Here is a 26,824-nt window from a genome sequence, read left to right as displayed (position 1 = left end):
CCGTCACCCTCACACCCGCAGCCTGACACCCCACCTTCATACCCACAACCAACCCGCCAGACCACGACGGACCCACCAGTGCGAGCCCGCCGCCGTCAGGTCACCTCATTTTCGGATTAGACGTGACCGATTCCCGCCAGCCGCCGGCGTCGCCCCGGGGATAGATTGGCAGCATGGCTTCAAGCACCCCTCCCAGCGCAGCAACAACAACGGCGCTTCGCCCACCACCTGGCCGCACTAACGCGCTCGGCGTCGCCGCCGTGGTGGTCACCGTAGTGCTCTGGGCTTCGGCGTTCGTGGGGATCCGGGCCATCGGCCCCACCTTCTCCCCCGGATCCCTGACCCTGGGCAGGCTGGCGGTTGCCGCCGTCGTGCTCGGTGCACTGGTGCTGCCGCAGCTGGCCAAGAGCAGAGTGCTGCCGCAAGGCCGCGAATGGTGGCCCATCCTGGGGTACGGCGTGATGTGGTTCGGCGGCTACAACGTGGCCCTGAACGCGGCGGAACACCTGCTGGACGCCGGGACGGCCGCGCTGCTGATCAACGTCAACCCCATCCTCGTTGCCATCATGGCCGGCTTCTTCCTGAAGGAGGGCTTCCCGCGCTGGCTGATAATCGGCAGCCTGGTGGCGTTCGGCGGGGTTGCTCTGATCGCGCTCGGATCCGGCTCAGGTTCCGGGGAACGTTCGACGGCGGATGTGGCGGGCGTGCTGCTCTGCCTCCTTGCCGCCGTGCTCGCCGCCGTCAGCGTCATCATCCAGAAGCCGGTGTTGCGGAAGTTCCCGGCGGGCCAGGCCACCTGGTTCGGCATCATGGTGGGGGCCGTCTGCTGCCTGCCGTTCAGCGGCCAACTCGTGTCCGAGCTGCAGTCGGCACCGCTGCCGGCAACACTGGGCCTGGTGTATCTGGGCATCTTCCCCACTGCCATCGCCTTCACTACCTGGGCCTACGCACTGTCCCTGATTGACGCCGGAAAGCTGGCGGCCACCACATACCTGGTGCCGGGCACCACCATCCTGATCTCCTGGCTGGTCCTCAGCGAAGTCCCCGGCGTGCTGGGCCTCGTGGGCGGGGTGGTCTGCCTGGTGGGTGTGGGCCTGACGCGCCGCAGGTCCCGGTAGGGGCTCTCAGGGTTCCGATCGCTTCACTGCTGTGCCCGCGATGATCGGCGTGGCCAGGGCAACAGCCGGGGCCTCCAACCTGCTGACTTCCGTGAAATCAAACCCGGCCTCGCCGATGGATGCCACCGTGTTCCGGTTGAGGTGGCACCCGGGCGCCACGCAGCCGCCCCAAAAGCCGTCCAGCCTGTCCTGCCAGCGGGCCGCCCGGCCCTGTCCGCGGACATGTTCCAGCACCGCGAGAGTCCCGCCGGGTTTGAGCACCCTGCGTGCCTCCGACAGGGCAAGCCGCTGATCCGGCACCGAGCACAGCACCAGGGTGAACACCACGGCGTCCGCCGCGCCGTCCGGCAGCGGCAGGTGCTCCGCATCGGCGTCGGAAACTTCCACCGGAACCGACGACTCCCCAAGTCGGGCGCTCAGTCTTGCCCTCATGTATCGGTCCGGTTCCACGAGGATGACCTGCTCAGCGCCGCGGAAGTGCCGCAGGTTCGCCCCGGTGCCGGCGCCGACATCCACCACGGTTCCCGTCAGCCCGGAAAGCAGCCGCGCCCGGCGCGGAGCGAGCTCCCTGCGCTCCACAGAGGCCGACAACGCGTCGTAAGTGGCGGCAAAAAGGCGATGGTGAACGGACATCCGGCTCCTCATAGGGCGGTCAGGGACGGTATCAGTATGCGCGCCAACCCGGCTGCGGACTAGAGTCTGCTTATGCCCGCCCACCTGCCGCCAGGCCTGCCCATCATCCCGGATGGCCCGCAAGAGTCCGGTCCGTTTGAGATGTCCGCTGACGATTTCGAGGCCGCCGTCACGGATGCCCTGGGCCTGATCCCTGCAAAGCTTGCGGCGGCCATGGACAACGTGGCGGTGTTTGTCGAGGACGACTATGCGCCCGGCCCGGGAGAGGATCCGGACACCGTGCTGCTGGGCCTCTACGAGGGCGTTCCCTTGACGGAGCGGGATTCATGGTGGGATGCCGGTTCGCTGCCGGACCGGATCACCATCTTCCGCCAGCCCATCCTGGACATCTGCGGGTCCCGCGACGAGGTGATCCAGGAGGTGGCTGTGACGGTGGTGCACGAGATCGCCCACCACTTCGGCATCGACGACCGGCGGCTGCACGAGCTCGGCTGGGACTAGCCTTGTAGGCATGGGACACGACCACAGCCACACACACGGGATCACGGCGACAGGCCGCCACCGCAAACGGCTCATCGCCGTCCTGGCCATCACCCTGGCGGTGGTGGTGGTCCAGGTGATCGGGGCGGCACTGTCCGGTTCATTGGCCCTGCTGGCGGACGCCGGCCACATGCTCTCCGACGCGGCAGGCGTGACCATCGCGCTCCTGGCCGCCTGGATTGCAGGACGCCCCGCGAGCGATCAGCGGACCTACGGCTACCAGCGCGCCGAGGTCCTGGCTGCCCTGGCCAACGCGTTGATCCTGGTTGTCATCTCGGTGGTCATCTTCACTGAGGCCATCCGCCGGATCGGCTCGGCGCCCGAGGTCCACACCGACATCATGCTCTTCGCCGCCATCCTGGGAGCAGTGGCCAACCTGGTCTCGCTGCTGATCCTGCGCGGCGCGCACGAGGACAGCCTGAACGTCCGGGGCGCCTACCTCGAGGTGCTGGGCGACCTGCTGGGCTCAGTCGCCGTCATCGTTGCTGCACTGGTCATCATGTTCACCGGCTACCAGGCCGCCGACACGATCGCCTCCGTGGTCATCGCCCTGATGATCCTGCCGCGGGCCTGGAGCCTGCTACGCGATGTGGTGGACGTCCTCCTGGAGGCGACCCCCAAAGGCGTGGAGGTGCAGATGATCCGCGAACACATCCTCAGCGTTGAAGGAGTGGTTGACGTCCATGACATCCACATCTGGACCATCACGTCCGGCGTGCCGGTGTTTTCGGCCCACGTGGTGGTGGAGGACGGCGTCCTTAATGCCCGCGGCGCCGACCAGCTCCTGGACAAGCTCACCACCTGCCTGGGCTCCCACTTTGACACTGAGCACTGCACTTTCCAGCTGGAACCCGCCAGCCACTCGGAACACGAATCGCGCCAGCACGCGTAGTAGGGCGTTGCGGAGCGGGAGCCGATTCCGCGACACGCCGGTCCGGATGCGCAGGAATCGCACTCTTGTTGATTATGTTATTGATGTGACCAGTGTTGCCAAAGTGCACACGCTCACGTAGCCTCGGACTGCTGGGAGATCAGCAGAGGGGCTCCTTGTGCCGCCACCAGACCTCGCTCCCCCAGCCTTACTGCGTGCGAGGTTCTGCGAATGGGTTTGACCGGATCCGGCCTGAAGGCCGCCGTACTGTGCACCGCCGTCGTACTTTTCGGCACCATGACCCTCCCCGCCCAGGCAGCGCCGCTACCGCAGGCTCCAACAGTCCAGCGTCCGGCGTCGCCGGAACTTCCCACCCCGGAGGACATCGCCACAGCCAAGGCGAGTGAACGCGCGACGGCGGATCAGGTCGCCGTCATCGAACGCCTCCTGGCCGACGCCACCAGCGCCCAGCAAGCCACGTTTGCCTTGTCGCTGCAAGCCAACAACGCCTACGGCGAAGCCCTGGTTGAACTGCAGGACCGCAGGACGGCTGCTGAAGTGGCCACGGCCAAGGCCACTGCTGCGAAGGAAGATCAGGACAGGACCCGGAAGCAGGTAGGCCAGCTCGCCGGCGACCTCTACCGCAACGGCGGGCTGAACCCGACGCTGGGCACCTTCGTCAGCGGCAATGCCGAAGCTTTGCACCAGGCCGCGACGCTGGAAGCCATTTCGGCCAGCCGGAGCCGCGCCTTCGAAGCAGCCGCCTCCGCAGCGTCCGCGGCTCAGTCCCTGACGGCGGCCGCCGACGACGCCAACCGGGCCGCCGATGACGCCGCCCAGAAGGCACAAGCCCGCAAGGAAGAGGCCGAACAGGCCAACGTCACCCAGGCCAAGGCCGTAGCCGAAGCCGCGGCGCAGCGGACAATCCTGGTGGATCAGCTGGCCCAGCTGCGGAACACCACTGTTGCCCTCGAATCGGCTCGCATTGACGCCTTGGACAGGCAGCGCGAGGACGCCAGGCTCGCCGAACTGACTGCGGCTGCTGATCGGGCTGCGGCCCAAGCAGCGCCAGACCGGCCCGCAGCCGGACCGGCCGCTGGCGGGAACCTGCCTGCCGCACCGGCACCCGCCCCAGTTCCAGCACCGGCGCCAGCTCCCGCGCCTGCACCAGCCCCGGCTCCAGCACCCGCGCCTGCACCTGCACCTGCGCCGGCCCCAGCGCCTGCACCAGCGCCAGCACCCGCGCCTGCACCAGCCCCATCGCCGGGCGGTTCCAATGAGACTGCCATCTCCGTGGCGATGTCCAAGGTGGGGGCGCCGTACTTCTACGAGTACGGCGGGACCGGCCCCAACGGCTTTGACTGCTCCGGCCTCGTGCAGACAGCCTTCGCCGCCGCCGGCAAGTACCTGCCGCGCACCGCTGCCCAGCAGTACGCGGCAGCTCCCGTTCACGTGCCGATCTCCCAGGCGCGGCGTGGAGACCTGCTGGTCTGGGGCTCAGCGCCGGGCTTCTATCACGTGGCGATCTACCTGGGGAATGGCCAAGTGGTGCAGGCGCTGAATCCGGACGAGGGCATCGGCGTGACCCAGTTGAGCTGGATGGCGGGGATGCAGCTCCACCCTTACGCAGCCCGCTACTGACCGGGCCAGGGCTCCGGCCCGGGATTCCAGGCGCAGCGCATCCAGGCTCAGGGCATCCAGCCTCAGGACAGAACGTCCTTGGTGACGAACCGGCCATAGGCGAGCGCCCCGAAGACGGCGATGTAGCCCGCCTGCAGCAGCGCGTTGCTGGCAAAAGAGTCCCACAGCACCGGTTGGCGCAGGACGTCCGCGAAGCCGAACCAGTAATGCGTAAACAGCCAAGGGTGCAGCCATTCCAACTGCGGCAATTGGTCCAGGACCTGCGAGACCACTGACAGCACCACAGTGGCGGCCATGGCGCCCACCGGAACTACCGTCAAGGTGGACAGGAACAGGCCGATCGCCGAGAGTCCTGCCAGGGATACCGCAAGGTAGGCAGCAATCAGGACCAGCCGCAGCGCGGCCTCGGGGGGCTGGACGACGTCGCCGGACAAGAGGGTCACAGGCCCAATGGGAAAGAGCGAAGCTCCGATCGCTGCCCCGGCCAGCGCAACGGTGACGGGAGCGGCCAGGCAGAACGCCAGCGCCCCCGCGTACTTCACGAGCAGCAGGCGCACACGCCCGGCGGGCGCCACCAGCAGGTACCGCAGCGTGCCCAGGCTGGCCTCGCCGGCGATGGTATCGCCCGCCACGACGCCAATGGTCAGGGGCAGGAACAACGGCACCGAGACCAACATCGCCGTGACCGCGACAAACAGCCCGTTCTGGCTGATCCGGTCCAAGAAGGCAGGTCCCCTTCCGGGAGGAACGGATGACGAGAGCCGGACGGCGACGGCGATCAGCACCGGTATCGCGGCAAGCGCCAGCAGCATGGCCGCGGTCCGGCGACGCCGGAACAGCGTCTTCAGCTCAGATGCCAGCAGGGACAGGCTCGACGGCGCACCTGGAGCGCCCCTTAGCCCAGAACCGCTGCTGGCATCGGAACCACTGCTGGTCTCAGAACCACTGCGGGCATCAGGAACACTGCTGGCTGAAGGGAAACCACCGGCGTCGGAAGCACTATTGGGCAATGTCGAACCCCTCCCCCGTCAGCGCCACAAAGCGCTCCTCCAGGCTCTCCCGCTCAACGGAAAAGCCCCGCACGCGCACCCCGGCCGCCACGAGCTCCGCCACAATGTCCTCCGGGGCCGCCAGCCGGGATGCAGCCGCGGCGGCGGTCAGCACGTCCCCGTCCGGTTCAGGCGTCCTGGCCTCAGGGCTTCTCTCCGGGGACATACCCAACCGCAGCAGGACCTCACTGGCCGTCCCGGCGTCGGGCGTTAACAGTCGGATCCGGGTCTCACCGGCCTGGCGGAGCTCCGCCAGCGGCCCCTGGGCCACCAGTCGCCCGGCGCTCATGATGGCCGCGTGCGTGCAGATCTGTTCCACTTCTGCCAGGAGGTGGCTGGAGACGAAGACGGTGGCGCCGTCGGCGGCCAGCGACCGGACCAGGCTCCGCACTTCCCGCGTTCCCTGCGGGTCCAGCCCGTTGGTGGGCTCATCGAGCACCAGCAGTTCCCGCGGCGACAGCAGCGCGTTGGCGATCCCCAGCCGCTGCTTCATGCCCAGTGAGTAGGCGTGGACCCGCTTGCCGGCGGCGTGTGAGAGGCCCACCCGCTCAAGCGCGGCGGCCACTCGGGCAGTCCGCGTAGCGGGCGCCGCATGCCGGCTGGCAGCATCCAGGCGGTGCAGGTTGGCGGTGCCGGAAAGGAACGGATAAAACGCCGGCCCCTCCACCAGCGCACCCACGCGCGGCAGGACATCGTGCAGGCGCTGCGGCATCTGCAGGCCCAGGACGCTGACGGTTCCGGCCGACGCCGCGGCAAGGCCCAGCAGCATCCGGATGGTGGTGGTTTTGCCCGACCCGTTGGGGCCCAGGAAACCGAACACGGCGCCGTGGGGAACGGCGAGGTCCACGTTGTCGACCGCCAGCTGGTGGCCGAAACGCTTGGTCAGGCCTTGGGTCTCGATGGTCAGCCCGGCTGTCCCGTTCCCTGCGGAAGGGGTCCGGGCCGCGGCTATCCCGGCGGCAGCCGTCCCCCCGGCCGCGGTCACGCTGCGCCGGCGGCGGCCTGCAGCCGCTCGGCCGGGACCATCCCCACAAAGACCCTGCCGTCGTCCGTCAGGAGGACGTTGACCAGTGCCGTGGACAGGAGCCGTCCGCCGGGAACGACGACGGCGGCCTGGGACAGGAGCGGATCCTTCAGCAAGGATTCAGTCCAGGCAGCCCCTTGCCCGCCGGGTGCCGCGGGGAACCCGATCACGGTTTCCCAGCCCTTGCCGGTCACCGTGGGCCGCGGTGCATCACGGTGCCGCAGGCTGGCGTCGCTGCCGGGAACCTTGTCCGGGGCGGGGAACTGCTTCGGCGGGGCGGCGGGCTGGTCCGGCACGGCGGTGGGCTGGTCCGGGGGAACCGCGTCCGGAGGAACCTGGTCCGGCGGGGTGGGCTGGTCCGGCGGAACCTGGTCCGGGCCGCTGTCTGGAACCACTCCGGGCGTAATCCCACCGGGAGCGGGCGGGAGGGCTGGCCTGCCGGGCATATACGGGACCGGCGGCACTGGCAGCTCTTTGACCGTCGCGCCCGGCGGGGCAACAAACGTAAACACGGAGTCGTCTGGAGCCGCCAGGGACAGGCTGGTGAAGCCAGCCTCAAAAGCCGGTTCCGCCTGGCCGCGTGCCATCACAGTTACGCGCAGTGGCATTCCTGTCTCGCCGTCGACGGCGATGGCAACCTTCTCAAGCAGCGTCCCCTGCGTCCTTGGCGCCAGTGCCAGGCTGTAGGCGGACCGGCCGGCGACTTCGACGTCCGGACCCACCGTCACCTCGGTGGAACTGTCCACGACGGCGAGGAACTTCCGGGCCAGATCCTCGGGCGTCGGCATTACGGGGGGCACTGGCGGGCCGGGCAGGATCTCGCCGGGCAGGATGGGCAAGGGCAAGTCGGGCTTCGGAAGGTCCGGACCCGGCAGGTCGCCGGGCGGTGCAGGAGGTCCGGGCGGTGCGGGAGGTCCTGGCAGTGCGGGAGGTTCGGGCGGTGCGGGAGGTTCAGGCAGGGCGGGAACTCCGGGCACAGGCAGCGGCAGGTCGCTGGCGAACGCCGGCAGGGCCAGGTGGGCGGCGCTGTTGTCCTTGGAGTTGTAGAACCACACGTCGTTGTCCCGCCGGATGACGTCGCGTTCAGCCAGCCGGTCCATCACTTGGACCCGCATCTTGGTTGGCCCGTCCATAAAGATCCGGGCGGTGTGTTCGCCGGTCAGGAACTCCACGACCGACGCGGCCCCGCCGGCCGACACCGGTCCGGAGCTGGGACCGGCGGCCGGCAGTTCGGGCAGGCCCAGCTCGGCGGACTGCTGTACTGTTCCGGAGAATGACCTGGTGTTGTGCTGGCCCAGGAGGGTCAGGACCTCAGCCGGAGACTTTTGTGGCAGCGGATCGCCGGCCCGCGCCGGAATGGATCCCACCAGCACACCGGCGGCGATCACTGCGGGTACAGCTGCGGCAGGCACCCAGCGCAGCCATGCGCGGTTCATGCCAGCCCCGCTTCATCCTTGGAGCCCATACTTCAGGTTACGCCTGGGGACCGCCGCGGCACACGTCCCCTTCTGGAAGTCATGCCGAGGGGCACTCCGGCTACGACGGCACCACGGTTCCGGCGCCGCCGTCGACCGTTATTTCCTGCCCGGTGAAGAGCCGGAGCGTGGCGTCCGGGACGCCCACCACCGCCGGGATGCCGTACTCCCGCGCCACCACGGCCCCGTGCGAATTTGGTCCGCCCATCTCCATCACCAGTCCGCCCGCGGTGAGGAACAACGGCGTCCAGCCGGGGTCCGTGGACGGCGCCACCAGGATTTCTCCCGGTTCCAGATGCGCACCCACCGGGTCCAGGATCACACGGGCGGCCGCTGTGACAACACCGGCCGACGCCGGGCTCCCGCTCAGTGCCCCCGGCACCTTGGATGCCGTCACAGCGTCGCCGGATGGAATGGCTTCCGGCTCCGTGCCGTCCGACAGCAGCACCCGGGGTATGTGGCGCCGTTCAAGTTCCACGGCGTAGTCCGCGCGCCGCTGCGCCACCAGGTCCCGGAGGTCAGCGTTTCCGGCGGGGCGGGCTGTTCCCGAATCGAGGCCGGTCCGGGCTTCATCCAGGTCCAGGAAGAAGACGTCATCCGCGTCGGCTACCACCCCCGCCGCAGCCAGCGCCGCGCCGGCCAAGGCCAGTTGCTTCCGCACTTCGGCGAGGCCCACCACCAGCTGGTACTTGGGCAGCTCGCGCAGCCCGGCGAACAGCCTGGCCCGACGTAGCGCGGCCCGGACCACCGTTCCGCGCAGCCGGCCGCGGCTCCGCGCCTCCGCGACGAGACGGTCAACGCAGGCGTCCGCTTCCTCGGCGGCGTTGCTGAACTGGACATCCGGCGCCAGCGCGGAACCCTCCAGCCGGAGAAAGTTGGCCAGGACACCCAGGATATGGGTGGGGTCATCAGACCAGCGCGGCATGCCAACGTCAATCTCGGCCACCGCCCGGTGACCGTACCGGCCCATAAACCGCGCCAGCCCGGACTGCAGCACCGCGGGCAGCTGGCCCGCGCGGAAGTCTTCGGCCAGCTCGGCGGGTTTCCGGTCCGTCACGGCGGCGCGGGAACCGCCGTCGTTCTTAATCACCTGGGCGAGGCGCCACAGCTCCAAGTCCATCTCCGTGGTGACGTTGTTGGGCAGCCCGCGGAGCACCACCTGCAGGTCATCCCACCGGCCGCCGCCCAGCAGTTTTCCGGCGAGCGCCAGGGCGGCGAACCCAAGAGCCGGAAGCGGCAGGATGGACGGCACCACCGAGAAGATGCGGGTGCCGAGTACGTGTTCGACGTGGTCCAGGCGCTGCAGCGGGGTGAGGCCGGCGGGCGGTTCGAGGGAGTCGGCGAACTCGCGCGCCCGTCGGTTGGTCCTTCGGAGGGCCGCGTCCGGGCGGAAAACGGCCCGAAGCAGCGTCTCCGGCACCCTGGCATGCACCGCAGCCGGGACCACGTGCCGCAGCAAACCCAGCGGCGTCCTGCGCGTCACGGAAAACCGCGGGTCCTCGAAAACCCGGCGCAGCACCGTGGCCGACCGGGCTTCCATCACGTCAAAGACGCGCGGGATGATCCGCCGGCCGGTGGTGCTGCGGGCTACGGCGGTCAGGTCGAGGTAGATGCGTTGCCCCGCCGCTGCGTAAGGGGACGGACCCTTGCGCGGCTCGGGCACATCGAACTGCGCCGCGCGGGCCACCGAAGAGGCAATAAGCCGGAAGGCTGCCAGGCCCATGGGCGTGATGGGGCGGGTCAGGCCCTGCGCCAGGCTGAAGCAAAGGTAAACGCGCGTGCCCTCCCCGCCGGCGGCCCGCTGCGGTACGGGGAACAGCGTGGTGATGGGCCGCGACTGGGTCAGCCAGAAATGACCATCGCCGGCAATGGCCCATTCAATGTCCTGCGGCGAGCCAAAGTGACCCTCCACCCGGTGGCCTAAGGCTGCAAGTTCGGCGGCCTGCTTGTCCGTCAGGCACGCCGCGGCCCCGCCGTTGCTGATGGCCAGAGTCCGTGTGCCGCCGCCGGGGATGGGCCGGACCGCGATGCGTTTGTCTCCAAGCCGGCGTTCCAGCACGCGCCCGGTGAGCGGGTCCACGACGAAATGGTCCGGGTTCACGGCCCCGGACACCACCGCTTCCCCCAAGCCCGGGCTGGCATCGATCACGGCCTGCTTCCGGCGGCCCGTCAGCGGGTTCGCGGTGAAAAGCACACCGGCGGCGGTGGCATCCACCATCCGCTGGACCACCACGGCCAGCGCCACCGCGGCCGGGTCGATCCCCCGGCTTGCCCGGTAGCTGACCGCCCGGTCCGTCCAGAGCGAGGCCCAACAGTTGCGCACGGCTTCCACGACGGCGGCAGCGCCCACCACGTTCAGATAAGTGTCCTGCTGGCCGGCGAAACTCGCCGACGGAAGGTCCTCCGCAGTGGCTGAGGACCGGACGGCCACCGGAACGTTGTCCCCCAGGGCTGCATAGGCCTGTTCGACGGCGGCGGCCACCTCGGTGGGGACCGGAGCGTTTTGGATGATACCCCGGGCCCGGGACGCCAGCGCAGCCAGGGCGGGGAGGTCGCCGTCGGGCGTTGCCTGAAGAGCAGTGTGGACGTCGGCGAGCATGCCGTCCGTTCGATGCGCGTGGCCCGCGATCGCTTGGCGGTAGGCCTCCGTAGTGAGGCAGAATCCGTCAGGCACGGGCAGGCCGGCGGCGAGCAACTCCCCCAGGTTGGCCGCTTTGCCACCCACCAGGGGAACCATTGCTGCGGTGACCGCCTCCAATCCGAGGATGGGAGACGAACTGCCGGTGTCAGGCATTTTCATGCCTCCTGCTGCGGAAGGTGATGGGTCAGGCTGCGCCGGGGATCGGTCCGAACTGCGCCCGGTCCGCCAGCCGCGGATCGTCGCGGTCCGGAACCACCAGGACCGGGCTCTTGGCGTGGTGGAGCACGCCGCCGGACGTGGAGCCCAGGAGCATGCCGGTGAACCCGCCACGGCCCCGGGTGCCCACAACCACCAGTTCTACGTGCCGGCTGGCCTCAACGAGAACATCCACGGCCGAACCGTCCAGCAGTTCCGACTCCACGGAAAGGTTGGGGTAGTGGCTTTTGAGCCAGGCCATCCCGGCGTTAAGTTGGACCCGGATGTCATCGAAGAGGGCTTTGCGGTCCATGGGGGCCGGAACCCAGGCCAGCGAGCCGCTGAACTGCGGCACCGCACAGATCACGCGCAGGGTTGCCCCGAGCCGTTCAGCCTGGTCCGCAGCCTCCAGCACGGCGATGCGTGCCTGTTCGGACCCGTCCACGCCCACCACCACAACGTTCTCGACCTGCTTGTGTCCTGGCTTGGCCTGCTCGGCCCTGATGCGCTTGTCTTCGGTGGTTTCGCCCAGCCGGTCCGAACACACCAGTGGCACCGTGACCGTGGGGCACTTGGCGTGAGCCGGCAGGGCGCTGCTCACCGAGCCCAGCAGGCGTCCCACAAATCCGCCGCGGCCGCGGGTGCCGAACACCAGCAGATCGGCTGTCTCGGACATTTCCAGGAGCACGCCTGAAGCGTCGCCGTTCTCCACGGAGCCGTCAACTTCGATGTTGTAGCCCGAAACCTTGTCCAGCGCCTGCTTGACGATCGCTTCAGCGCCCTCGCGGATCACGGAATCATCCACGGTGGCGTACCCGCCGTCCAGCCCGGACGCCGCAAAGATCGGCACTGAATACGCGGTGACAATATGCAACGGCCGACGGCGGCGCTCGGCTTCCCGGGCAGCCCACACCAAAGCGCACTGGCCATGGTCGGAACCATCCACCCCCACAACAATTCCCACCGGAGCAGCCGAATTTCCGGCCCGGTCCTGTTCCGGATCCGGATGCATCTCTTGTGCGCCCATCGGGCCGCCTCCTCGCGATACTGCCTTATGTTGCGGCTATTCTGCCAGAAGCGGCGCCCTCCGCCCGCACCGGCCGCGATGTGCGCCCCGACGGACTGGAGAACCCTGCTTCCGCTTCTCACTATTCTCGGTCCGCAGACACTTAGCAAGCGGCTGCGGACCGCTGGATGGCGGGTTATCCACAGCCCGTGGCAAACGGAGTGGCAACCGAATTCAACGATAAGAAGAATGTTTGTGTTTGGGCTATCCACGGCCCTGAATGTTCTGTAGTCTTCGAGGCACTGCCGGTCCGCCGACGCCCAATTCAGGAGCGTCCCGGGCCGGTGCTGCGGCCGGACTTTGGGGGTAACGGAACGCATGCGGGGCAACGCTGCCTGCATCCGAAGCCTTTGAAGGAGGAAAACTGTAGTGTCAAGCATGCCTCTGAATGGCGGGACCGAACGGACCACCACGGTGATCATCGGCACGGGGCTCTCAGGCCTGGCTGTTGGCGCAGAACTGCGCCGCCGCGGCGTGGACGCGATTGTGGTGGACGGGCTCGACATCCTCGGCGCCGGACAACCGGCCAACACCGCTTCACTGCAGCGCTGCGACGCAGCCGACTCCGACTCCCTCCGGGAGCGCAACGAGATCCTCCGCCATCTGCGCAACTACGCCGCCAGCCACCACATGGATGTCCGCAACACCACCCGGGCGGTTCAGCTGACCATGGTGGGCGGCGCACCAGGCGGAAATACTGCGGGAACAGCCGCGGGCTCCCCGTCCGGCAAATGGGAAGTCCATACGCCCAACGGAATCCTGCTGGCTGACAACATTGTGCTGACCCGGTGCGCGCACAGCCAGCTGCGGCGCATGCTCAGCGACTTCGGCATCACAGTTGGCCGCAACCTGGTGGCAGCCATGCGGCAGATCGGCATCTACCTCGTAGGAGTGGGCGAGCTCATCACGCCCTCACCCAAGGAAGTCCTGCGTCAGGCGAAGACCGTGGGCCAGGCCATTTCAGCAACGGTCCAGGCCACGGTCCACCCGGAAAGCGCCGCCGCCGTCTAGGCTTGTTCGGTTTCGTCGTCGCTGCCTGCGTCGAGGCGGCGCTTCGCGAGGATGCCGATGGCCACCAGCAGCCCGACGGCCACTGCGGCAAAGATCACCAGGCTCCAGGGGAACGGTTCGGACGCGTCTTCTGCCGGGGCCGGAGCTGCCACGGTTCCCGGCTGCGCGGTTCCCATCGTGGGAACAGCGGCCGACGGCGATGCTCCCGCCGACGATGTTCCCGAGGGCGCGGCTCCCGCCGCCGCGGCGGTCGCCGTGAAGCCGAATGTCCCCTCGATCGGGTGGGAATCCGAGCTGACCACCCGCCAGGCCACCGTGTAAGCCCCCGCCGGAGCGCCGGCCATGAGCTTTTGCGTGGCAGTGCTGTCCACGATCTGAACAGCGCCTTCCGCCCACTCGGCCCCGGCGGAATCCTTGACGGAGATATGCGCGCCGATGCCCAGCGGGTTCTTGTTGAAGGTGACGGAGACCTGTTCCGGCGTTGTGGCCACCGTGGCGCCCTGTGCGGGGCTGCTGGACTCGGCGGCATCATGTGCCGACGCCGGGGCCGAAACCCCCAGCAGCGCGGCGGCGAGAACGAAGGTCCCGAGCACAACGCTCAGCAACTGGCGGCGGATGGATCGCATGGGTGTACTGCTCCCTAGGGTTGGCGTCCTTCAAGCCTAGGCGAACTTCCATGGGCAGCGGCAGCACACGCTTCCCAGGCACGTTTCCCGCGCACTCTTCCCGGGCACGGGCATTCAGCCGGCGACGTAAGCCGCGAGGTGCTTGCCGGTGAGCGTGGACTTGGCGGCCACAAGCTCTGCGGGCGTGCCCTCGAAAACGACCTTGCCGCCGTCGTGCCCTGCACCGGGACCCAGGTCGATGATCCAGTCGGCGTGCGCCATGACCGCCTGGTGGTGCTCGATGACGATGACCGATTTGCCGGACTCAACAAGCCGGTCAAGGAGGCCCAGCAGGTTCTCGACATCGGCGAGGTGGAGGCCGGTGGTCGGTTCGTCGAGGACGTAGACGTCGCCCTTCTCGGCCATCTGCGTGGCCAGCTTGACGCGCTGCCGCTCGCCGCCGGACAGGGTGGTGAGCGGCTGGCCGAGCGTCAGGTAACCGAGCCCGACGTCGACGAGCCGGCCCAGGATCTTGTGGGCGGCGGGCGTGCGGGCCTCCCCTTCACTGAAGAACACTTCTGCCTCTGTCATGGACATGGCCAGCACTTCGGAGATGTTGCGGCCGCCCAGCGTGTATTCCAGCACTGACGCCTGGAACCGCCGGCCCTCGCAGTCCTCGCACGTGGACTCGACGGTGGCCATCACGCCGAGCTCGGTGAAGATGACGCCCGCGCCGTTGCAGGTGGGGCAGGCACCTTCGGAGTTGGAGCTGAACAGTGCCGGCTTCACGCCGTTGGCCTTCGCGAACGCCTTGCGGATCGGCTCGAGCAGGCCCGTGTACGTGGCGGGGTTGCTGCGGCGGGAGCCTTTGATGGCGCCCTGGTCGATCACCACAACGCCGTCGCGTCCCGCCACGGAGCCGTGGATCAGCGAGCTTTTGCCGGAACCGGCCACACCCGTCACCACGCACAGCACGCCGAGCGGAACATCGACGTCCACGTTCTGCAGGTTGTGCGTGGAGGCGCCACGCACTTCAAGGACGCCGGACGGTTTGCGGACTGATTCCCTGACCTTGGCCCGGTCATCGAGGTGGCGGCCGGTGATGGTGTCGCTCGCGCGCAGCCCCTCCACGCTGCCTTCAAAGCAAACGTTGCCGCCCGCGGTGCCGGCGCCGGGACCGAGATCGACCACGTGGTCGGCGATGGCGATGGTCTCGGGCTTGTGCTCGACGACGAGCACGGTGTTGCCCTTGTCCCGCAGCTGCAGCAGCAACTGGTTCATCCGCTCGATGTCGTGCGGGTGCAGGCCGATGGTGGGTTCGTCGAAGACGTAGGTGACGTCCGTGAGGGACGACCCCAGGTGCCGGATCATCTTGGTGCGCTGGGCCTCTCCTCCGGAGAGGGTGCCGGCCGGGCGGTCGAGGGAGAGGTAACCCAGCCCGATCTCGGCGAACGAGTCAAGGAGGTGCCGCAGGCCTTTGAGGAGCGGCGCAACCGACGGCTCGTCGAATTCGCGGACCCACTCGGCCAGGTCGCTGATCTGCATCTCGCAGAGGTCGGCGATGTTCTTGCCCTGGATCCTTGAGGACCTGGCCTCGGGGCTGAGCCGCGTGCCCTCACACTCGGGGCAGGCCTGGAAAGTGATGGCACTCTCCACGAAGCGCCGCACGTGCGGCTGCATCGCCTCGACGTCCTTGGACAGCATGGACTTCTGGATCTTCGGGATGATGCCCTCGAACGTGAGGTTGATGCCCTCAACCTTGATCTTGGTGGGCTCGGAGTACAGCATCGTCTCAAGCTGCTTCTTCGTGAACGTGGCAATCGGCTTGTCCATCGGGAGTCCCATGCCCTCGAACAGCCGGCCGTACCAGCCGTCCATGCTGTACCCGGGGACGGTCAGTGCACCGTCGCCGAGCGACTTGCTGTCGTCGTACAAGGCCGTGAGGTCGAAGTCGGAGACCGAGCCCATACCCTCGCAGCGCGCGCACATGCCGCCCAGATAGACAACGTTCTGCACCACGGCCTTCTCCACCCGGCCGCCGGCCTTCTCGGTGCTCATCACACCGCTGGCCTTCCGCGTCGGGACGTTGAAGGAAAATGCCGTGGGCGGCCCGACGTACGGCGTGCCCAGCCGGCTGAAGAGGATCCGGAGCATGGCGTTGGCGTCCGTGGCAGTGCCCACCGTGGAGCGGGGGTTCGCGCCCATCCGCTCCTGGTCAACGATGATCGCCGTGGTCAGCCCGTCGAGGTGGTCCACGTCGGGCCGCGCCAGGTTAGGCATGAACCCCTGCACAAAGGCGCTGTAGGTCTCGTTGATCATGCGCTGGGACTCCGCCGCGATCGTCGCGAACACCAGTGAGCTCTTGCCCGATCCTGACACCCCGGTGAACACCGTCAGGCGCCGCTTGGGGATCTCGATGCTGATGTCCTTGAGATTGTTCTCCCGGGCGCCCTGCACACTGATCAGATCGTGGCTGTCGGCAACGTGGGTCGCGGGGAGCTGCTGGACTGTCGATGTGTCAGTAGTCATGGTGTCTCCAACATTGCTAGGCATTGTGAGGTTCCTGACAGACATTCTAGGCGCGCACACTGGGCCCGGTCCCTGCCCTCTAGGATCAAGTAACCCCAACAACACATCCCGGAGGACTAATGCTTAAGCAGGGCTCTGCCTTGGACCGGTACTTCAAGATATCCGAGCGGGGGTCCAACCTCTCCCGCGAGATCCGCGGCGGCTTTGCCACGTTCTTCGCCATGAGCTACATCGTGGTGCTTAACCCCCTGATCCTCTCCGGCCCGGATTCCAGCGGCAACACCCTTGGTTTTGCCGCAGTGGCCGCTGTGACGGCTTTTGTGGCAGGCATCCTCACTATCCTGATGGGCGCCTGGGGCAGGCACCCCTTCGCGCTGGCCGCGGGGCTGGGCGTGAACGCGTTTGTGGCCGTCACGGTCGCCACGAACCCGGGCCTGACGTGGCCGGACATGATGGGCCTGGTGGTCCTGTCCGGCGTGACCATGATGATCCTGGTCCTCACCGGTTTCCGGACCGCCGTCTTCAGGGCCGTCCCGGACGGGCTCAAGACCGCCATCGTGGTGGGAATCGGCCTGTTCATCGCCCTGATCGGGTTGGTGAATGCCGGCTTTGTGCGCCGGATCCCGGACGCTGCCGGCACCACCGTTCCCGTGGGCCTGGGCTTCGACGGGAAGCTGCTGGGCTGGCCCACGGCTGTCTTTGTGTTCGGCCTGATCCTCACGATCGCCCTGGTGGTCCGCAAGGTCAAGGGCGCCATCCTGATCGGCATCATCGCCTCCACCGTCATTTCCGTGATCCTGGAAATGACCCTGCACATCGGCCCCAGCTTTGACGGCACAACCGCCAACCCGCAGGGCTGGTCCCTGGTGGCGCCGTCCTTTACGGGGTGGAGCGCCCCGGACCTGTCGCTGATCGGCAAGGCCAACCCGTTCGGCGCTTTTGAACACCTGGGCTTTGTGGCCGCCACCCTGCTGGCATTCGTGATCCTGCTCAGCATCTTCTTCGATGCCATGGGCACCATGGTGGGCCTGGCCAACGAGGCCGGCACGGTGGACAAGGACGGCAACATCCCGGACGTGGACCGCGTGCTCCAGGTGGACGCGCTCGGCGCGATCGTGGGTGGCGGCGCATCCGTCTCCTCGAACCAGATCTATGTTGAGGCCGGCGCCGGGATCGGCGAGGGTGCTCGGACAGGCGTGGCGTCCATCGTCACCGGCCTGCTGTTCCTGGTGGCCATGTTCTTCACCCCGCTGATCAACCTCGTGCCGTTCGAGGCGGTGGCCCCGGCCCTGGTGGTGGTGGGCTTCATGATGGTCTCCCAGGTGGGCAAGATCGACTGGCAGGACTGGGGAATCGCCCTCCCGGCTTTCCTGACCATGACCCTGATGCCGTTTACGTACTCCATCGCCAACGGTCTCGGCGCGGGCTTCATCGCCTATGTCCTGATCCGGGCGTTCCAGGGCCGCATCAAGGACGTCCACCCGCTGATGTGGGCGGTGGCCGGCGCGTTCCTGCTGTTCTTCGCCGTGGGTCCCATCGAGGCCGCACTGGGCATGCCCTAGCCCTTCAGCACATACCGCCGCTCGGGCCTGCCCACGCCGTACTTAAGCCGGACCTCCAGCACGCCTTCATCGTGGAGGTACTCCAGGTACCGGCGCGCACTGACCCGGGACGTGCCCAACTGGACGGCCACTTCGGCGGCGGAGAGGTCGCCGTCGGCCTCCTTCAGGGCAGCTTCCACGAGCTTCAGCGTTTCGATGCTGCAGCCCTTCGGCAGCGGCCGATCGGTCCGGTCCAGCCCGAACACCCGGTTCACGTCCGACTGCTCCGCCACATCCTTGGCCGAGTCGAGGCCCTGGTAGGCGCTGCGGTAGTGCTCCAGCCGTTCCTGCAGGTCAGTCTGCGAGAAGGGCTTGATGAGGTAGTGCACAATCCCGCCGCGGAGGGCCTTGCGTACCGTGTCCACTTCACGGGCGGCGCTGATCACCAGGACATCCAGTTCCGGGGCCGCTTCGCGCAGTTTGTGCATCAGGTCCAGGCCGTTGATGTCCGGCAGGTGGATATCGAGCAGCACGAGGTCCGGTTGCAGCCGCCCCGTTTCGATGACCGCCTGGGCGCCGGTATGGGCCACCCCGACGACGGCGAACCCGGGAGTGCGCTGAATGAACCCTGCGTGGACCTTGGCCACCATAAAGTCGTCATCGACGATCAGGACTTTGATCATTGCTGCATTCTCCGTGTTCGTTCCAGCCGGGCGGTGAAGACCGCCCCGTTGTTGTTGGTTACCGTGAGGTCGCCGCCGCTGCGCCGGCACACCACCCGGGACAGCGCCAGGCCGAAGCCCCTGCTGCCGCCGGGGCCGGGGTCCTTGGTGGTGAAACCCTGCTGGAAGATCTCCCCCGGATCCCCGGCGACGCCGGGGCCGGAATCGCTTACGGTGACCGTCACGCCGTCGGCTGTGTCCTCCACGAGCACCCTGACGGCTGCGTCCGGAAGCCCGGTGACGGCGTCGAACGCGTTGTCCACCAGGTTCCCCACGACGGTGGTCAGGTCGCGGGACAGCTCATCATCAACGCGCTTCAGCCCGGATTCCGGGTCCAGCTGCAAGGTGACTCCGCGTTCGGTGGCGAGGCTCGACTTGGCGATCAGGAGCGCGGCGAGCGCCGGGTCCTGGATGCGGCTGGTGACCTCGTCGTTGAGCCGGGTCCTGTCCAGCGTGGCGCCGTTGACGAACTGGACCACGGAATCGTATTCCCCGATCTGGATGAGGCCGGAAATCACGTGCAGTTGGTTGGCGAATTCGTGGGCCTGGGCCCGGAGGGTGTCGGTGGCCGTCCGGGTGGCGCCGAGTTCCCGCTCGAGTGCGGACAGTTCCGTGCGGTCGCGCAGCGTGGTGACGGAGCCGATGTCGCGGCCGCGCGAACGGATGGGAACCCGGTTCAGCACTACCAGCCGGTCTCCCACCAGTACCAGCTGGTCCGGCCCCGGCTGCTCGCGGGTGAGGACTTCCTTGAGCGCCGGCTCCACGGACAGGCCGGCCAGGCGCTTGCCCACACAGTCGGCGGGGAGGCCAAGCAGGGCGCGGGCACTGTCGTTGGCCACGGTGATGCGCTCGTGCGGGTCCAGCGCCACGACGCCTTCCTTCAGGCCATGCAGCATGGCCTCGCGGTTTTCCACCAGGCCGGTGATTTCGCTCGGTTCCATGCCCAGGGTCTGCCGCTTGACCCGGCGGGAGAGCAGCAGCGAGCCGGCAACGCCCAGCACACTGGCCACACCGAGATAGGTGAGGAGGTTGGGCACGGCATCCCCCAGCCGCTCCAGCGTGGACGGGTAGTTCCGGCTGATGGACGCGATGCCGATCATTTTTCCGGCGTCGTCGAGGACCGGAACATGGGCGGTCAGTTCCTCCGTGCCGGATCCGTCCACCACACCGGTCCACGCGCGGCCTTCGAGCACACGGCTGGCGCCGAGTTCCAAGGGCTGGCCCAACAGACTGGGATTGGAGGAGGCAACCACCGTACGGTCGAGCTTCGCAAGCGCCACGTGCGAGGACCCCGACACCGTCCGCACCGACTCGGCCACGGCGGGAAGGGCTGAGCCGCCGCGGGGCTCGGCCCCGGGCAGCAGCGCCCGGACGGTGGGATTGGCACCCAGGGCTTCGGCAGCGGACAGCGCCCGGCGGCCCTCAACCCGTTCGAACGCCGCAGCGGACTGGGCGAGGGAGATGGCCACCACGGCCACCAGGACGGCGAAAACGATGAGCAACTGCAGAACCAGGTACTGCCCCGCAAGGGACATGCCTCTTCGTCGAGTCACTGTGGTTCTTTCCTCTGGTTGCGTGGTCTTGATTGTCGGGCCTCTCGTGGTCAGGCTACCTGAACTATGGGCGCCGCATGGCGCCGGTTGGCCACCGGAAACGTGAACGCAATGAACTTAACTTTCTCTGCGTACACAAGAGTGATGCCCGTCACTTAGGGGCCTAGCATCGGATCACCAGTCAGTTTCTTGCTGATCAGATTTAGAGAAGAGGAACACCATGCGCCAGATCCGCGCATTGCGAATTGCCGCCGTCGCCGCCGGCATCGCCCTGATGGCCACCGGCTGCGGTGCCACCGGGAAGAGCTCTACTGACGGAGCCAGCTCCGGCGCCCCCGCCGGCCCGCTGACCGGGCTCCAGATCATGGTCCCCAACACTGCGGGCGGCGGCTACGACACCACCGCCCGCGTGGCGGCCAAAGTCCTCGAAGACGAGAAGATCGCCACGAACCCCGAAGTCTTCAATCTCGCGGGCGCCGGCGGAACCGTGGGCTTGGCCCGCATCGTCAACGAAAAGGGCAACGGCGACCTCACCATGCTTATGGGCCTGGGCGTGGTGGGCGCAAGCTACACCAACAAGTCCGAGTCCAAGCTGACGGCCACCACCCCCCTGGCCCGGCTCATCGAAGAACCCGGCGCCATCATGGTCAACAAGGATTCGCCCTACAAAACCATCGATGACCTGGTCGCCGCCTGGAAGGCTGACCCGGGTTCCATCAGCGTTGGCGGCGGTTCCTCCCCCGGCGGCCCTGACCACCTGCTGCCCATGCAGTTGGCCGGAGCCCTGGGCATCGACGCCACCAAGGTGAACTTCGTGTCCTACGACGGCGGTGGAGACCTCCTCCCGGCCATCCTGGGCAACAAGGTGGGCTTCGCGGCCTCCGGTGCAGGGGAATACCTCAAGCAGATCGAATCCGGTGCGGTCCGTGTCCTGGCCACCAGCGGCGAGAAGCGGCTCGACGGCGTGGACGCTCCCACCCTCAAGGAATCCAACATCGACCTGGTGTTCACCAACTGGCGCGGCATCGTGGCCCCTCCGGGCATCACCGACGCTGACAAGGCCAAGCTGATCGCGGCTCTCGAAAAGATGCACGGCACGGCCGCGTGGAAGGAAGCCCTGAAGACCAACAGCTGGAGCGACGCCTTCATCACCGGCGCCGAGTTCGATAGCTTCCTGGCCGAGCAGGACAAGCGGGTGGCGGACGTCCTCACGAAGCTTGGCCTGGCGTGAGCTCCTCACCAACTTTGGCCTCACGGCTCAAAGGCCGCTCCGAGCTGGGGGTTGCCCTCCTGCTCGGGGCGGCCGGGGCCCTGGTCATCTGGGACGCAACCCGGATCAGCACCACGTACTCCCAGTCTGATCCCGTAGGACCTAAGACCTTGCCGTTCATCGTGGGCGGCCTGCTGCTGGTCTGCGCCGTGATGCTGGCCGTCAACGTACTCCGCGGTGGCCAAGGCGAGGCGGAAGGCGGCGAGGACGTGGACCTTTCCCACCCCGCCGATTGGAAGACGGTCCTGCCGCTGGCAGGCGCCTTCATCGCGAACATCCTGCTGATCGACTGGGCCGGCTGGGTCATCTCCGGCACCATCCTGTTCTGGGGCAGCGTCTGGGCACTGGGCGGCCGGAACTACATCCGCGACGGACTCATCTCAGTGGCAATGTCCCTCCTGACCTTTTACGGTTTCTACCTTGGCCTTGGCATTAACCTGCCCGCCGGCCTCCTGGAAGGGATTCTCTGATGGATGTCTTCTCCTCCCTGATGGACGGCTTTGCCACCGCCCTCACCCCCATGAATTTCCTCTACGCCGTGATCGGCGTCGTCCTGGGTACCGCCGTCGGCGTCCTCCCGGGCCTCGGCCCGGCCATGACCGTTGCGCTCCTGCTTCCGGTCACGTACGCCCTGGAACCCACCAGCGCCTTCATCATGTTCGCCGGCATCTACTACGGCGGCATGTACGGCGGCTCCACCACCTCCATCCTGCTGAATACGCCGGGTGAATCGTCGTCCGTGGTCACGGCCATCGAAGGCAACAAGATGGCGAAAGCCGGCAGGGCCGCGCAGGCGCTGGCGACGGCGGCCATCGGCTCGTTCGTGGCCGGCACCATCGGCACCGCCCTCCTCGCAGTCTGCGCGCCGGTGGTGGTGCAGTTCGCCGTCAGCCTGGGATCGCCCAGCTATTTTGCCATCATGGTCCTGGCCCTGCTGGCGGTCACCGCTGTCCTGGGCTCCTCGCGGCTTCGGGGCTTCGCATCCCTTGGCCTTGGCCTCGCCATCGGCCTGGTGGGCCTGGACGTGGTCACGGGCCAGGCCAGGCTCACCTTCGGTGTGCCGCTCCTGGCGGACGGTCTGGACATCGTAGTGGTTGCGGTGGCCATCTTCGCCGTGGGCGAGGCACTGTGGGTTGCCGCGCACCTGCGCCGCAACCCCTTGCAGGTCATTCCCGTGGGACGCCCGTGGATGGGAAAGCAGGACTGGAAGCGGTCCTGGAAACCCTGGCTCCGCGGCACCGCCTTCGGCTTCCCCTTCGGTGCACTTCCGGCCGGCGGGGCCGAGATTCCCACGTTCCTCTCCTATGTCACCGAGAAGAAGCTCAGCAAGCACCCAGAGGAGTTCGGCAAAGGCGCCATCGAGGGTGTGGCCGGTCCGGAAGCGGCCAACAACGCTGCCGCAGCCGGCACGCTGACGCCCATGCTGGCCCTGGGCCTGCCCACCAACGCCACGGCCGCCGTGATGCTGGCAGCGTTCACGCAGTACGGCATCCAGCCAGGGCCGCAGCTGTTCGAAAGCGAGGGACCGCTGGTATGGGCCCTCATCGCGAGCCTGTTCATCGGCAACTTCCTGCTTCTGATCATCAACCTGCCGCTGGCACCGATGTGGGCGAAGCTCCTGCAGATCCCGCGGCCCTACCTGTACGCCGGCATCCTGTTCTTCGCCACCCTGGGCGCCTACTCCGTGAACCTGCAGGCGTTCGACCTGGTGCTCCTGCTGGCGCTCGGCGCGCTGGGCTTCATGATGCGGCGCTTCGGGCTTCCCGTCCTGCCGCTCATCCTCGGCGTCATCCTCGGACCGCGCATCGAAAAGCAGCTCCGCCAGACGCTGCAGCTCAGCGCCGGCGACCCCGCCGGCCTCTGGAGTGAGCCGATCGCCGTCGGCATTTACATCATCATCGCCCTGATCCTCCTGTGGCCGCTGCTGTTCAAGCTGATCCGCCGGAACCGGCCGGCAGCAGTGCCGGCAGGGGTGCCCGCCACCCGCTCCGGCGCATCCGAACCGACGGATTCCTCGGGTGGCAGCGCCAGCCAGGGCAGCCACCGTGCCACCACTGGCGGCGACGGGGACGGCGACGGCTAACCAGCCGGCTACCCAGCCGGCTACCCAGTCCTGGGCATCAGCCCCGCATCGGCCCGCCCCCGCATCCGCCCCACAGCAGAAGATCAACTGACAGAAAAAGAGGTACAGCCATGACGATTGTGGTGGGATACGTCCCTACCCCGGAGGGCGAAGCGGCCCTGACCCAGGCCATCGCCGAGGCCAGGAAGAGCAATACCACCCTGCTGGTCATCAACTCCTCCAAGGGTGATGCCCTGGTGGACAACCGGTACGCCCAGGAGTCCGAAATGCAGGGCATCGACGCGCGCCTGGCCGCCCACGGGATCGACCATGTGATCAAGCAGCCGGTCCGCGGCCACGATGCGGCAGCGGAGGTTCTTGATGCCGCGGAGGAGCACAACGCCGAGCTCATCGTGATCGGTCTGCGCCGCCGCACCCCGGTGGGCAAACTGATCATGGGCAGCACGTCGCAGCGGATCCTGCTCGAGGCGGACTGTCCCGTTCTGGCCGTCAAAGCGGGCATGGCGGGCTGATCCGGACGGATCCGGGCGCCACCTTCTATCCGAAGTTTGTTCGCCGGACCCCGCCCTGACGGTGTGGGCCGGCGAACAAGCTTCGGATTTTTGGCGTCTCGGCGGACGAGACAGCAGTCATCTGACATCCTAGGTCCTGTAGCCGGTACAGTGGATCGAGCCCTTTGGCACGAGACACAGAAAGTTCGGCACATGACTACAGCATTTCTTGAACGCCCCCTGGCCGCCGTGGCGGCCGTCGAAGCCGCGGCTTCCCTGTCCATCGACCTGCAGTTTTCCACTGCGCACGAGATGCACGAAGGACTGGACAACGCTGTTGCCACGCTGATCGAGCCGGCGAAAGACGCGGCCTGCGGCATCCTTGTGACGCGCCTGCGCCCGGGACGCTTCACCGTGGCCCTGGACGAGTCGGTCCCCTTTGGTGAAACGTACGAAAGCATTGCAGCCTGAGCTGATTCGGCTCTGGATCCGGGCTTCGATCGATGCGTCGATCCCGCCCGCGATCCACGCGATCCACGCGATCCACGCGATCCACGCAAAGAGTCCCCGACTTCCGTTACCGGAAGTCGGGGACTCTTTGCTATTTGGTCTTGTGTTCCTAACTCCTGCGGACTTCTACACCGTCGGATTTAAGGAAAAGTTCCTTTTCTGACGGAGTGGCCGGCACGAGCCACAGCACGTTCCCGCTCTGCGATACTTCTTCCACTTCGCCCGCCGCAATGACGTGCGCGTGTTTGATGATTTCCACCCGGTCCCCGGCTTTGAGCGTTCCCCACTCCGAGATGGTGGCCGAGTGGACATTGCGCCTCGACAGGACAGCCCCACGTGCTTTCATTTGAACTACTACCCCTTTGTATACGTTCTGCGCCACAGCCTCTTTGATGTGACTTTCACTACACCTTCAGTTCTACTACACTTCCCGGCGTCGAATTGTTCGTGTTGCACCATATTTCGACATTGGCCGAATTTCTCGGCAGGACCGAAGGATATTCCCGCTCAGGCAAGAATTCCGACGGCGGATTCGGCGGCCTCCCGGACCTTGCCGGAGGCAACCAAACGGTCAGCCGCCTCCAGCTCAGGTGACAGGAACCGGTCGGTTCCGGGGCCTTCGACGACGGACCGCAGCACGCCGATCACGGCAGCGCCTGCCGGGCCGGGGAGGAGCTCGCCGTCGGACAGCTGCGTCCGCATGTCGATGGCTCGGGCGCTGGTCACCAGTTCGATGGCCAGGACACGGCGGAGGTTCTCCACGGCCTTGCGCAGCTTACGGGCAGCGTGCCAGCCCATGGACACGTGGTCCTCCTGCATGGCGGAGCTGGGGATGGAATCCACCGACGCCGGGACGGCCAGCCGCTTGTTGTCCGAGACCAGCCCGGCCTGCGTGTACTGGGCGATCATCAGCCCCGAGTCCACACCCGGATCCGCGGCCAAGAACGCCGGCAGCCCGTGCGAACGCGCCGGGTCCAGCATCCGGTCCGTCCGGCGCTCAGCGATGGAGCTGAGGTCCGCGACGGCAATGGCCAGGAAGTCCAGGACGTAGGCCACTGGTGCGCCGTGGAAGTTGCCGTTGGAGCTGACGCGCCCGTCCGGCAGGACCACCGGGTTGTCGATGGCGGCGGCGAGCTCGCGGGATGCCACCAGGGCGGCGTAGTCCACCGTGTCCCGTGCGGCCCCGGCCACCTGGGGCGCGCAGCGCAGCGAGTAGGCGTCCTGGACTTTGGAATCCCCCACGCGGTGCGAGGCCACGATCGGCGAGTTCGACAGCACACGCAGCATGTTGTCCGCGCTGGCGGCCTGGCCGGGGTGCGGACGCAAGGCCGCATGCAGCTCCGGCACAAAGACCTGGTCCGTACCCAGCAGCGCCTCGACGCTGAGCGCGGCGGTGATATCCGCCGTCGTCAGCAGTTGGCGAAGGTCCGCGATGGCCATCAGGAGCATGCCCAGCATGCCCTCGGTGCCGTTGACCAGCGCCAGGCCTTCCTTCTCGGCGAGGGTGACCGGTTCGATGCCGTGCCCGGCGAGCAGCTCGGCGACAGGCGCCTCACCCCGCCCGCCGTACGTCACGCCGTCGGGCCCTTCCGCTTCACCCTCGCCCATCAGCACCAGGGCGCAGTGGGACAGCGGGGCGAGGTCGCCGGAGCAGCCAAGCGAGCCGAATTCGCGGACCACCGGGGTGATGCCGGCGTTAAGTACGTCCACCATGGTCTGCAGGACGACGGGGCGAACGCCCGTGCGGCCGGAGGCCAGTGTCTTGGCCCGCAGGAACATAATGCCGCGGACCACCTCGCGTTCCACGGCCGGGCCCATGCCGGCGGCGTGGCTTCGGATCAGCGATTTCTGCAGCTGGGTGCGCAGCTCGCTGGGGATGTGCCGGTTGGCCAGCGCGCCGAAGCCGGTGGAGATGCCGTAGGCGGGGGTCTCACTGTGCGCGAGTTCGTCGATGTGCGCACGGACCTTCGCCACCGTGTCCAGCGCCTCCTGGGCGATGGTCACCCGAGCGTTGTGGCGGGCGACGGCGACAACGTCCTCGGGCGTGACGCCGCTGGAGCCGAGGGTGACGGTGAGCGGTGAGTGGGTGGTGATGGTCACTTTGTGATTCCTTCTTGCATGGGGATGCGGACGCCGCGTTCTTTGGCGACGTCGGTGGCGCGGTCGTAGCCGGCGTCGGCGTGGCGGATGACGCCCATGCCGGGGTCGTTGGTGAGGAGGCGTTCGAGTTTCTGGGCGGCGAGGTCGGTGCCGTCG

24 protein-coding genes are annotated in these 26,824 nt (G+C 67.5%); 11 read left to right on the top strand and 13 right to left on the bottom strand.

The features are described from left to right. The first annotated feature begins 173 nt into the window (after positions 1–173). Entirely contained in the window at positions 174–1,118 is a 945-nt protein-coding gene (locus tag V6M49_RS16460) for a DMT family transporter (RefSeq protein ID WP_332762078.1), read from the top strand. Positions 1,119–1,124: 6 nt separating this feature from the next. On the opposite strand, the gene V6M49_RS16455 is transcribed toward V6M49_RS16460, so the two are convergent. After that, positions 1,125–1,751: a class I SAM-dependent methyltransferase gene (locus V6M49_RS16455; protein WP_332762076.1), complete on the bottom strand. Its 627-nt coding sequence runs from the start codon at positions 1,749–1,751 to the stop codon at positions 1,125–1,127. A 72-nt stretch (positions 1,752–1,823) separates the two neighbouring features. On the opposite strand from V6M49_RS16455, the gene V6M49_RS16450 reads away from it, so the two are divergent. The 3 genes from V6M49_RS16450 (at position 1,824) to V6M49_RS16440 (ending at position 4,803) form a co-directional block, all read left to right on the top strand. Further along, on the top strand, positions 1,824–2,252 hold the full coding sequence (locus V6M49_RS16450) for a metallopeptidase family protein (RefSeq protein ID WP_141139272.1): 429 nt from the start codon (positions 1,824–1,826) through the stop codon (positions 2,250–2,252). Positions 2,253–2,262: 10 nt separating this feature from the next. After that, a complete protein-coding gene (locus tag V6M49_RS16445) occupies positions 2,263–3,183 on the top strand; it encodes a cation diffusion facilitator family transporter (protein WP_141139271.1) in 921 nt (306 codons plus the stop codon). 210 nt (positions 3,184–3,393) lie between these two features. Continuing rightward, positions 3,394–4,803 carry a C40 family peptidase gene (locus V6M49_RS16440; protein WP_332762074.1) on the top strand — a complete coding sequence of 470 codons (1,410 nt, stop codon included), beginning with the start codon at positions 3,394–3,396 and terminating at the stop codon, positions 4,801–4,803. 62 nt (positions 4,804–4,865) lie between these two features. Here the strand turns inward: V6M49_RS16440 and V6M49_RS16435 are convergent, their stop codons facing one another. From V6M49_RS16435 to V6M49_RS16415, 5 genes are all read right to left on the bottom strand, one after another. Then, the gene (locus V6M49_RS16435) at positions 4,866–5,663 is read right to left on the bottom strand and encodes an ABC transporter permease (protein WP_332762086.1); all 798 of its coding nucleotides are present in this window, start codon (positions 5,661–5,663) and stop codon (positions 4,866–4,868) included. Positions 5,664–5,802: 139 nt separating this feature from the next. Next, a complete protein-coding gene (locus V6M49_RS16430; protein WP_332762084.1) occupies positions 5,803–6,759 on the bottom strand; it encodes an ABC transporter ATP-binding protein in 957 nt (318 codons plus the stop codon). 74 nt (positions 6,760–6,833) lie between these two features. Beyond that, positions 6,834–8,312, bottom strand: a complete 1,479-nt coding sequence (locus V6M49_RS16425; protein ID WP_332762073.1) for a hypothetical protein — start codon at positions 8,310–8,312, stop codon at positions 6,834–6,836. A 100-nt stretch (positions 8,313–8,412) separates the two neighbouring features. Next, positions 8,413–11,151, bottom strand: coding sequence for a PEP/pyruvate-binding domain-containing protein (locus V6M49_RS16420; protein ID WP_442959751.1), 2,739 nt, complete (start codon positions 11,149–11,151; stop codon positions 8,413–8,415). A 25-nt stretch (positions 11,152–11,176) separates the two neighbouring features. After that, a complete protein-coding gene (locus tag V6M49_RS16415; protein WP_104063147.1) occupies positions 11,177–12,214 on the bottom strand; it encodes a universal stress protein in 1,038 nt (345 codons plus the stop codon). Between the two features lie 417 nt (positions 12,215–12,631). Here V6M49_RS16415 and V6M49_RS16410 point away from each other — a divergent pair, with 417 nt between their 5' ends. Continuing rightward, on the top strand, positions 12,632–13,264 hold the full coding sequence (locus V6M49_RS16410) for an FAD-dependent oxidoreductase (RefSeq protein ID WP_104063146.1): 633 nt from the start codon (positions 12,632–12,634) through the stop codon (positions 13,262–13,264). Here V6M49_RS16410 and V6M49_RS16405 read toward each other — a convergent pair. Further along, positions 13,261–13,890 carry a copper resistance CopC family protein gene (locus V6M49_RS16405; protein ID WP_332762072.1) on the bottom strand — a complete coding sequence of 210 codons (630 nt, stop codon included), beginning with the start codon at positions 13,888–13,890 and terminating at the stop codon, positions 13,261–13,263. The genes V6M49_RS16410 and V6M49_RS16405 overlap by 4 nt on opposite strands. Positions 13,891–14,004: 114 nt before the next feature. After that, positions 14,005–16,398, bottom strand: a complete 2,394-nt coding sequence (locus V6M49_RS16400) for an excinuclease ABC subunit UvrA (protein WP_332762070.1) — start codon at positions 16,396–16,398, stop codon at positions 14,005–14,007. Positions 16,399–16,517: 119 nt separating this feature from the next. Between V6M49_RS16400 and V6M49_RS16395 the strand changes: the two genes are divergently transcribed. Further along, positions 16,518–17,960: an NCS2 family permease gene (locus tag V6M49_RS16395; protein ID WP_141139265.1), complete on the top strand. Its 1,443-nt coding sequence runs from the start codon at positions 16,518–16,520 to the stop codon at positions 17,958–17,960. On the opposite strand, the gene V6M49_RS16390 is transcribed toward V6M49_RS16395, so the two are convergent. Next, on the bottom strand, positions 17,957–18,622 hold the full coding sequence (locus V6M49_RS16390) for a response regulator (protein WP_104063142.1): 666 nt from the start codon (positions 18,620–18,622) through the stop codon (positions 17,957–17,959). The two genes, V6M49_RS16395 and V6M49_RS16390, sit on opposite strands and share 4 nt — an antisense overlap. Then, a complete protein-coding gene (locus tag V6M49_RS16385) occupies positions 18,619–20,196 on the bottom strand; it encodes a sensor histidine kinase (protein WP_141141932.1) in 1,578 nt (525 codons plus the stop codon). Before V6M49_RS16385 ends, V6M49_RS16390 begins: the two co-directional genes overlap by 4 nt. A gap of 238 nt (positions 20,197–20,434) precedes the next feature. On the opposite strand from V6M49_RS16385, the gene V6M49_RS16380 reads away from it, so the two are divergent. The 5 genes from V6M49_RS16380 (at position 20,435) to V6M49_RS16360 (ending at position 24,529) form a co-directional block, all read left to right on the top strand. Beyond that, positions 20,435–21,445, top strand: a complete 1,011-nt coding sequence (locus tag V6M49_RS16380; RefSeq protein ID WP_141139264.1) for a Bug family tripartite tricarboxylate transporter substrate binding protein — start codon at positions 20,435–20,437, stop codon at positions 21,443–21,445. Beyond that, a complete protein-coding gene (locus tag V6M49_RS16375; protein ID WP_332762067.1) occupies positions 21,442–21,954 on the top strand; it encodes a tripartite tricarboxylate transporter TctB family protein in 513 nt (170 codons plus the stop codon). Before V6M49_RS16380 ends, V6M49_RS16375 begins: the two co-directional genes overlap by 4 nt. Beyond that, complete coding sequence (locus V6M49_RS16370; protein WP_332762065.1) at positions 21,954–23,567, top strand: tripartite tricarboxylate transporter permease; 1,614 nt, start codon at positions 21,954–21,956, stop codon at positions 23,565–23,567. Before V6M49_RS16375 ends, V6M49_RS16370 begins: the two co-directional genes overlap by 1 nt. A 110-nt stretch (positions 23,568–23,677) precedes the next feature. Continuing rightward, the gene (locus V6M49_RS16365) at positions 23,678–24,079 is read left to right on the top strand and encodes a universal stress protein (RefSeq protein WP_141139262.1); all 402 of its coding nucleotides are present in this window, start codon (positions 23,678–23,680) and stop codon (positions 24,077–24,079) included. Positions 24,080–24,271: 192 nt separating this feature from the next. Continuing rightward, positions 24,272–24,529, top strand: a complete 258-nt coding sequence (locus tag V6M49_RS16360; protein WP_332762064.1) for a hypothetical protein — start codon at positions 24,272–24,274, stop codon at positions 24,527–24,529. A gap of 148 nt (positions 24,530–24,677) precedes the next feature. Here the strand turns inward: V6M49_RS16360 and V6M49_RS16355 are convergent, their stop codons facing one another. The 3 genes from V6M49_RS16355 to V6M49_RS16345 all read right to left on the bottom strand — a co-directional run. Beyond that, positions 24,678–24,914: a hypothetical protein gene (locus V6M49_RS16355; protein WP_056348863.1), complete on the bottom strand. Its 237-nt coding sequence runs from the start codon at positions 24,912–24,914 to the stop codon at positions 24,678–24,680. A 161-nt stretch (positions 24,915–25,075) separates the two neighbouring features. Continuing rightward, positions 25,076–26,668 carry a histidine ammonia-lyase gene (gene hutH / locus V6M49_RS16350; protein ID WP_332762062.1) on the bottom strand — a complete coding sequence of 531 codons (1,593 nt, stop codon included), beginning with the start codon at positions 26,666–26,668 and terminating at the stop codon, positions 25,076–25,078. Further along, positions 26,665–26,824: hypothetical protein (locus V6M49_RS16345; RefSeq protein WP_332762080.1), on the bottom strand; the 160-nt coding region annotated here is incomplete at its 5' end. The genes hutH and V6M49_RS16345, both read right to left, overlap by 4 nt.

Origin of the sequence: Pseudarthrobacter sp. (assembly GCF_036675385.1) — a bacterium.
Classification (GTDB): domain Bacteria; phylum Actinomycetota; class Actinomycetes; order Actinomycetales; family Micrococcaceae; genus Arthrobacter.
The sequence above is the reverse complement of the archived record's forward strand: the minus strand, read 5'-3'. Positions and strand labels throughout refer to the sequence as shown.